Raw genomic sequence first — 6,789 nt, forward strand, 5'->3', positions numbered from 1 at the left:
GGCGGCTGCCGCCCGGCGACTTCCAGGTCGTGCTGGTCGGCAAGGACGGGCATGAGGCACTGCGTCGGCGCGGACCGCTGCCCATAGCCGCGCTGCAGAAGACGATCGACGCGATGCCGATGCGCCGCGCCGGCCGGCGCTGAATGAAAGACCTCCATGCCTGATTTTGACTATGACCTTTTCGTCATTGGTGCCGGCTCGGGCGGCACCCGCGCCGCGCGCGTCGCCGCCGCCCATGGTGCCAAGGTGGCCGTTGCCGAGGAGCATCGCGTCGGCGGCACCTGCGTCATCCGCGGCTGCGTGCCCAAAAAGCTGCTCGTCTATGGCGCGCATTTCGCCGAGGACCTGAAGGACGCCAAGCGCTTCGGCTGGGACGTGCCGGACCAGTGCGACTTCAGCTGGCCGACGCTGCGCGACAACGTGTTCGAGGAGGTCGACCGGATCAACCGTGCCTATACCGACACCATCCAGAATGCCGGCGGCGAGATCATCCTGCAGCGCGCCACCGTCAGCGGCCCGAACGAGCTGACGCTGGCGGACGGCACGACCAAGACCGCCAAGACCATCCTCATCGCGGTCGGCGCGCACCCCGCCATCCCCGAATGCCCCGGCCACGAGCACGGCATCACCAGCAACGAGGCATTCCATCTCGACGCCGTGCCCAAGCGCGTCCTGATCGCCGGTGCCGGCTACATCGCCAACGAGTTCGCCGGCATCTTCCACCAGCTTGGCGCGCACGTCATCCTGATGAACCGCACCAAGGAGATCCTGCGCGGCTATGAGCTGGCCCTGCGCGACCGCCTGCTCCAGATCAGCATGATGAAGGGGCTGGAATTCCGCTTCGACGCCAGTTTCCAGGCGATCGAGAAGAGCGGCGACTGTTTCACCGTGACGATGAGCGGCCATGAGCCGGCAGTGGTCGACCTCGTCATGTTCGCCACCGGCCGCATCCCCAACACCAAGGGGCTGGGGCTGGACAGTGCCGGCGTCGAGCTGGACGACAAGGGCGCGGTCAAGGTCGACGCCGACAACCGCTCGACCTGCGAGAGCATCTATGCGGTCGGCGACGTCACCAACCGCATCCAGCTGACCCCGATCGCGATCCGCGAGGGGCAGGCGTTCGCCGACACCGTGTTCGGCGGCAAGCCGACCCGCGTCGATTACGACTGCGTGCCGAGCGCGGTGTTCAGCCACCCGCCGATCGCCCAGGTCGGCATGACCGAAGCGGCGGCGCGGCAGAAGCTGGGGTCGGTGAAGGTCTATTCGTCCGACTTTCGGCCGATGAAGAACGTGCTCGCCAACCGCGACGAGCGCGCCCTCTACAAGATGGTGTGCGACGGCGAGACCGACCGCGTCGTCGGCATCCACCTGATCGGCCCCGACGCGCCCGAGATTATCCAGGCGGCGGCGGTGGCCGTGAAGGCGGGGCTGACCAAGGCGCAGTTCGACCAGACGGTGGCGCTGCACCCGACCATGGCGGAGGAGCTGGTGCTGCTGAAATGACGCGGCGCTGGAGCGGTTACCGGCGGTCCTGGACGGCGTTGCCGGCGGCTCAGCGCTGGATGCTGCTCGGGCTCGCGGCGGCGCTGGTGCTTGCCAACATCCGCCAACCCTATCCGGCGATCGCGCCGTTGCAGCACATCCCCACCGTGGCGCTCATCATCGCCGCGCCGCCGCTGCTCTGGCGCTTCCCGCTGTCGGATCGATCGGTGGCGGCGTTGCTGGCGTTCTTCCTGCTCCACACGCTTGCCGGGCGCTATACCTACTCGAACGTGCCCTATGACGCCTGGGCGCGGGCGGTGCTGGGCCATGACGTGTCGTCGCTGCTGGGCCTCACCCGCAACGACTTCGATCGCGTCGTGCATTTCAGCTTCGGGCTGCTGTGGGTCGGTCCGGTTGCCGAGGTGGCGCGGCGTCATGGCGGACTGAGCCGGCGAGCCGGCATCTGCATCGGCTTCCTGTTCGTCGGCGCGGCGAGCGCCGCCTATGAGACCTTCGAATGGCTGCTGACGGTGGTTCTCGCGCCCGGCATGGCCGACGACTATAATGGGCAACAGGGCGATGTCTGGGACAGCCAGAAGGACATGGCGACCGCGATCGTCGGGGCGCTGGTGACGTCCACCTGGCTGCTGTGGCGCATGCCGCGCTCAGGCAGGGGCGTTAATCCGCGAACAGCAGCACCGGCGTTTCCAGCATCCGCTTGAGCGCCTGGACATAGCTTGCCGCGTCCCAGCCGTCGACGACGCGGTGGTCGCAACTGATCGACAGGTTCATCAGCTTGGCGCGGCGGATGTCGTCGCCGCGTCCCGTGAACACCGGCCGCTCGACGATCCGGTTCGGCCCGATGATCGCCACCTCGGGCCGGTTGATGACCGGCGTCGTCGCGATGCCGCCTAGCGGGCCGAGGCTGGTAACGGTGATGGTGCCGCCGCTCAGTTCCTCGGGTTTCAGCTTCGCCGCGCGGGCGGCATCGGCCAGGCGCGCGATCTCGGTCGCGAGCTGCCAGACGTTACGGTCCTGCGCGCCGCGGATGACGGGGACGGTCAGGCCGGCGTCGGTCTGTGTCGCCATGCCGAGGTGGACCGCGCCGTGGCGCGTCACCACGCCGGCCTCGTCGTCGTAGCGGGCGTTGAGCATCGGGAACTCGGGCAAGGTGCGGCAGATCGCGACGATCAGCAGGGGGAGCAGCGTCAGCTTGGGGCGCTGGCCGCGGTTGGCGTTGAGCGCGGCGCGCATCGCTTCCAGCTCGGTAACGTCGATCTCGTCGACATAGGTGAAATGCGGGATGGCGCGCTTAGACGCGGCCATGTTCTCGGCGATGCGGCGGCGGAGGCCGATGACGCGCACCTCCTCGTCAGCGCGAGCGCGGGAGGGGCCGGGGATTTGGTAGCCCTGACCGGCACCGTAGCGCAGATACGCGTCGAGGTCGGCGTGGCGGACCCGGTCGCCGTCGGTCTTCACCTCGGCCAAGTCGACGCCGAGATCGCGCGCGCGAGCGCGGACCGCGGGGGAGGCGAGGACGGCCTTCTCCCTCTCCCCTTGTGGGAGAGGGAAGGGGCCCGCGCCGGCGTGGGAAGGATGAGGGGGAGCGGCGAGCGGAGCCGTGTCGTCATCCCCCCTCACCCTCCCACTCGGCTGCGCTGAGCGGGCCCCTCCCTCTCCCACAGGGGGAGAGGGGTTTGCTTCCTCCACCCCCGGGTTCTCCGCCTCATACTGCTCGGCCGTCTCGGCCTGCGCCTCGCTTTCCGGTGCCGCCACCACCTCGTCGGTCGCGACCGCGGCGTCGACCTCGATCACCACCAGCGCCGCGCCGATCGCGACCTGGTCGCCGACCGCGCCGGCAATCTCGACCACCGTCCCCGATACCGGCGACTCCATCTCGACCGTCGCCTTGTCGGTCATCATGTCGGCGAGGTTCTGGTCCTCCTCCACCCGGTCGCCGACCGCGACGTGCCAGGCGACGATCTCGGCCTCGGCGATGCCCTCGCCGATGTCGGGCAGCTTGAAGGTGAAGCGGGCCATCAGGCGTCCCTCATGATCTTCTTGAGCGCCTCGCCGATGCGGACCGGGCCGGGGAAATAGGCCCATTCGAGGCTGTGGGGATAGGGCGTGTCGAAGCCGGTGACGCGCTCGATCGGCGCTTCGAGGTGGTAGAAGCAGCGCTCCTGCACCAGCGCCGACAGTTCCGCGCCGAAGCCGCCGGTGCGCGTCGCCTCGTGAACGATCATGCAGCGGCCGGTCTTCTTCACCGACGCCTCGATTACGGCGATGTCGAGCGGCACCAGCGTGCGCAGGTCGACGATCTCGGCGTCGACGCCCGCCTCCTCGATCACCGCCGCGCAGACATGCACCATCGTGCCATAGGCGAGGATGGTGAGCGCCTCGCCCGGCCGGACGATTGCCGCCTTGCCGAGCGGCACGGTATAATGACCGGTCGGCACCTCGCCGCCGGGATGCTTCGACCAGTTCTCCGCCGGGCGGTCCCAATGGCCGTTGAACGGGCCGTTGTAGATGCGCTTGGGTTCGAGGAACAGGACCGGATCGTTGTCCTCGATCGCCGCGATCAGCAGGCCCTTGGCGTCGTAGGGGGTGGCGGGGATCACCGTCTTGATGCCCGAGACGTGGGTGAAGATGCCCTCCGGCGATTGGCTGTGCGTCTGGCCGCCGAAAATGCCGCCGCCATAGGGCGAGCGGACCGTGATCGGCGCGGTGAACTCGCCCGCCGAGCGGTAGCGCAGCCGCGCCGCTTCGGAGACGAGCTGGTCGAGCGCCGGGTAGATATAGTCGGCGAACTGGATCTCCGGCACCGGGCGCAGGCCGTACGCCCCCATGCCGACCGCGACGCCGATGATGCCGCATTCGGTGATCGGCGTGTCGAATACGCGCGTCTTGCCGTGCTTCGCCTGCAGCCCGGCGGTAGCGCGGAAGACGCCGCCGAAATAGCCGACATCCTCGCCCAGCACGACCACGTCGGGGTCGCGCGCCATCACCACGTCGAGCGCGGAGTTGATCGCCTGGATCATGTTCATGCGTGTGGTGGCGGGCGCTTCCGCTTCGATCGCGTCGGCCATCACTTCCTCGCCCATGGCCGACCGCTGGCGGTTTCTTCCGCCATCATCTGCGCCTGCTGCTCGCGCAAATGCCAGGGCATTTCCTCGAACACCCCGTCGAACAGCGTGTCGAGCGGCTGGTGCAGGCCATGGCCGAGGATGCCGTTCTTCTCCGCTTCCTTCTGCGCGGCGCGGACCTGCTCGGCGCACTCGCGGTCCTGCAAGGCGTGGCGTTCCTCGTCCCACTCGCCGAGCTGGATCAGATGATCCTTCAGCCGCCGCACCGGGTCGCCGAGCGGCCAGGCGTTGGGCTCGCCGGCGCTGCGATATTGAGTCGGGTCGTCGGAGGTCGAGTGCCCCTCGGCGCGATAGGTGAAATGCTCGATCAGCGTCGGCCCTTGATTGGTCCGCGCGCGCTCGGCGGCCCACAGCGTCGCCGCATAGACCGCCAGCGCGTCATTGCCGTCGACGCGCAGCCCGGCAATGCCATAGCCGACCGCACGCGCCGCGAAGGTCGTCGCCTCCGCTCCCGCAAACCCCGAGAAGCTGCTGATCGCCCATTGGTTGTTGACGACGTTGAAGATCACCGGCGCGCGATAGACCGAGGCGAAGGTGCAGGCGGAGTGGAAGTCGCCCTCCGCGGTCGAGCCCTCGCCGCACCAGGTCGCGGCGATACGGGTGTCCCCCTTGGCCGCCGACGCCATCGCCCAGCCGACCGCCTGCGGATACTGGGTGGTGAGATTGCCCGAGATCGAGAAGAACCCCGCCTCACGCGCCGAATACATGATCGGCAGCTGCTTGCCCTGCAACCGGTCGGCGCTGTTGGAATAGATCTGGTTCATCATGTCGACCAGCGACCAGCCGCGCGCGATCAGCAGGCCCTGCTGGCGGTACGAAGGGAAGCACATGTCGTCGCGGTCGAGCGCATAGGCGGCGGCGACCGCCACCGCCTCCTCGCCGGTCGCCTTCATGTAGAAGCTGGTCTTGCCCTGGCGCTGCGCCCGGAACATCCGCTCGTCGAAGGCACGCAGCAGCACGGTCGAGCGCAGCATCCGCCGCAGGAGGTCGGGGCTGAGCCGCGGGTCCCACGGCCCGACCGCATGGCCGTCGTCGTCGAGGACGCGGATCAGCGTGTAGGCGAGGTCGGTGAACCCGCTCGCCGGCTCGGCGGTGTCGGGACGGCGCACCGACCCCGCCGGCGGCACCTCGACCGTCGCGAAATCGACCGCATCGCCTGGCCGGAAGCGAGGCTCGGGAACGTGCAGCGACAGCCGGGGCAGGTTGCTGGCAGGCGGCGGCTGATCGGCCACGAACGGTCTCTCCACGCATCGACCGATCGCCAACGCTCATCGGGCGTTGTGACGCTTTGCGACCAAGTTTCAAGCGGGTCGCTGTGGCGAGGCGATGGTAACGGATCGTTTACCCTGCGTGGCGCATCGTCGAGGGCGAAAGGATCGCTCCCATGTACATGGCACCCATCGTCCGGACCCGCACCCCCGCCTCGCCACTGGTTCGCCGGCTGGTCGGCGCGCCGGTGCTGCTGCTGTCGGTCGCGGTCATGGCCCCGTGGCTGGCGGTCAATGCGGCGGTGTCGGGCGTCGTCGTCGGCGCGCTGGCGCTCGGGCGTGGTCCCCGCGTGCTGTTGCAGGCGATCGACTATGCCGGCGAGGTCGCGCTAGGACGCTGACCTGATCGCTGGCGTCGCCGGTCGGAACCTCGCTCCTCGTCAGACGCTGGCGCTGCGACGAGGAGACGCGACGATGGACGACGACCGGCTATGGGGCTTCGAGCAGAGCCTGTGGATCGAGGGACCGGAAAATTACCGGGAGAAGGTCGATGCGGAGGTCGTCATGGTGCTGCCGCGCCCGCCCTTCGCGTTCGCTGGCGAAGAGGCCATAGCCGCCGTCGCGGACACGCCGACTTGGGAGCGGGCGGAGCTTACCGACCGCACGGTGTCGCGCCCGCAGGAAGGGCTGATCGTCGTCGCTTATCGCGTGCGTGCGGAGAAGGACGGGCACGCAAGCTATGAGGCCTGGTGCACTTCCACTATCCGCCGGATCGGGCACGAGGTCTGGCGGGTGGTGCAGCACCAGCAGCTGCCGGCGCTCGATCAGCAGGACTGAGCGCCACGTCTGCCGCTTGGTCCTAGGGCCGCGGCGAGCGCCGGTGTAGCCACGCACCGATCCCCGCCAGCCCCAGCGCTGCGATGCCGCCCGCCGCGATCGCCGCCTTGCGACCG

General features: G+C 68.9%; 8 protein-coding genes. 5 read left to right on the forward strand and 3 right to left on the reverse strand.

The window, feature by feature from the left end:
- Window positions 1-5 precede the first annotated feature (5 nt).
- Genes HUU96_RS09010 through HUU96_RS09020 form a run of 3 tightly spaced genes read left to right on the forward strand, consistent with a single transcriptional unit; the run spans window position 6 to window position 2,204 of the window.
- Complete coding sequence (locus HUU96_RS09010) at window positions 6-143, forward strand: DUF4174 domain-containing protein (RefSeq protein WP_302480229.1); 138 nt, start codon at window positions 6-8, stop codon at window positions 141-143.
- A gap of 13 nt (window positions 144-156) precedes the next feature.
- A complete protein-coding gene (gorA, locus tag HUU96_RS09015) occupies window positions 157-1,503 on the forward strand; it encodes a glutathione-disulfide reductase (protein ID WP_174292493.1) in 1,347 nt (448 codons plus the stop codon).
- The gene (locus tag HUU96_RS09020; protein ID WP_254605156.1) at window positions 1,500-2,204 is read left to right on the forward strand and encodes a DUF2238 domain-containing protein; all 705 of its coding nucleotides are present in this window, start codon (window positions 1,500-1,502) and stop codon (window positions 2,202-2,204) included. The genes gorA and HUU96_RS09020 overlap by 4 nt, the downstream gene beginning before the upstream one ends.
- On the opposite strand, the gene HUU96_RS09025 is transcribed toward HUU96_RS09020, so the two are convergent.
- From HUU96_RS09025 to HUU96_RS09035, 3 genes are read right to left on the reverse strand one after another with little or no spacing between them, the layout of a single operon-like run.
- The gene (locus tag HUU96_RS09025) at window positions 2,161-3,522 is read right to left on the reverse strand and encodes a dihydrolipoamide acetyltransferase family protein (protein ID WP_174292494.1); all 1,362 of its coding nucleotides are present in this window, start codon (window positions 3,520-3,522) and stop codon (window positions 2,161-2,163) included. The genes HUU96_RS09020 and HUU96_RS09025 overlap by 44 nt on opposite strands.
- The gene (locus HUU96_RS09030; RefSeq protein WP_174292498.1) at window positions 3,522-4,529 is read right to left on the reverse strand and encodes an alpha-ketoacid dehydrogenase subunit beta; all 1,008 of its coding nucleotides are present in this window, start codon (window positions 4,527-4,529) and stop codon (window positions 3,522-3,524) included. Before HUU96_RS09030 ends, HUU96_RS09025 begins: the two co-directional genes overlap by 1 nt.
- Before the next feature lie 41 nt (window positions 4,530-4,570).
- The gene (locus tag HUU96_RS09035) at window positions 4,571-5,875 is read right to left on the reverse strand and encodes a 3-methyl-2-oxobutanoate dehydrogenase (2-methylpropanoyl-transferring) subunit alpha (protein WP_254605157.1); all 1,305 of its coding nucleotides are present in this window, start codon (window positions 5,873-5,875) and stop codon (window positions 4,571-4,573) included.
- A gap of 137 nt (window positions 5,876-6,012) precedes the next feature.
- Between HUU96_RS09035 and HUU96_RS09040 the strand changes: the two genes are divergently transcribed.
- Window positions 6,013-6,237 (forward strand): hypothetical protein, encoded by a 225-nt coding sequence (locus HUU96_RS09040; RefSeq protein ID WP_174292495.1) that lies wholly within the window; start codon window positions 6,013-6,015, stop codon window positions 6,235-6,237.
- 73 nt (window positions 6,238-6,310) lie between these two features.
- Window positions 6,311-6,673 (forward strand): DUF4440 domain-containing protein, encoded by a 363-nt coding sequence (locus HUU96_RS09045; protein ID WP_174292496.1) that lies wholly within the window; start codon window positions 6,311-6,313, stop codon window positions 6,671-6,673.
- Window positions 6,674-6,789: the final 116 nt, after the last annotated feature.

Source organism: Sphingomonas bacterium (assembly GCF_903644135.1).
GTDB lineage: Bacteria > Pseudomonadota > Alphaproteobacteria > Sphingomonadales > Sphingomonadaceae > Sphingomonas.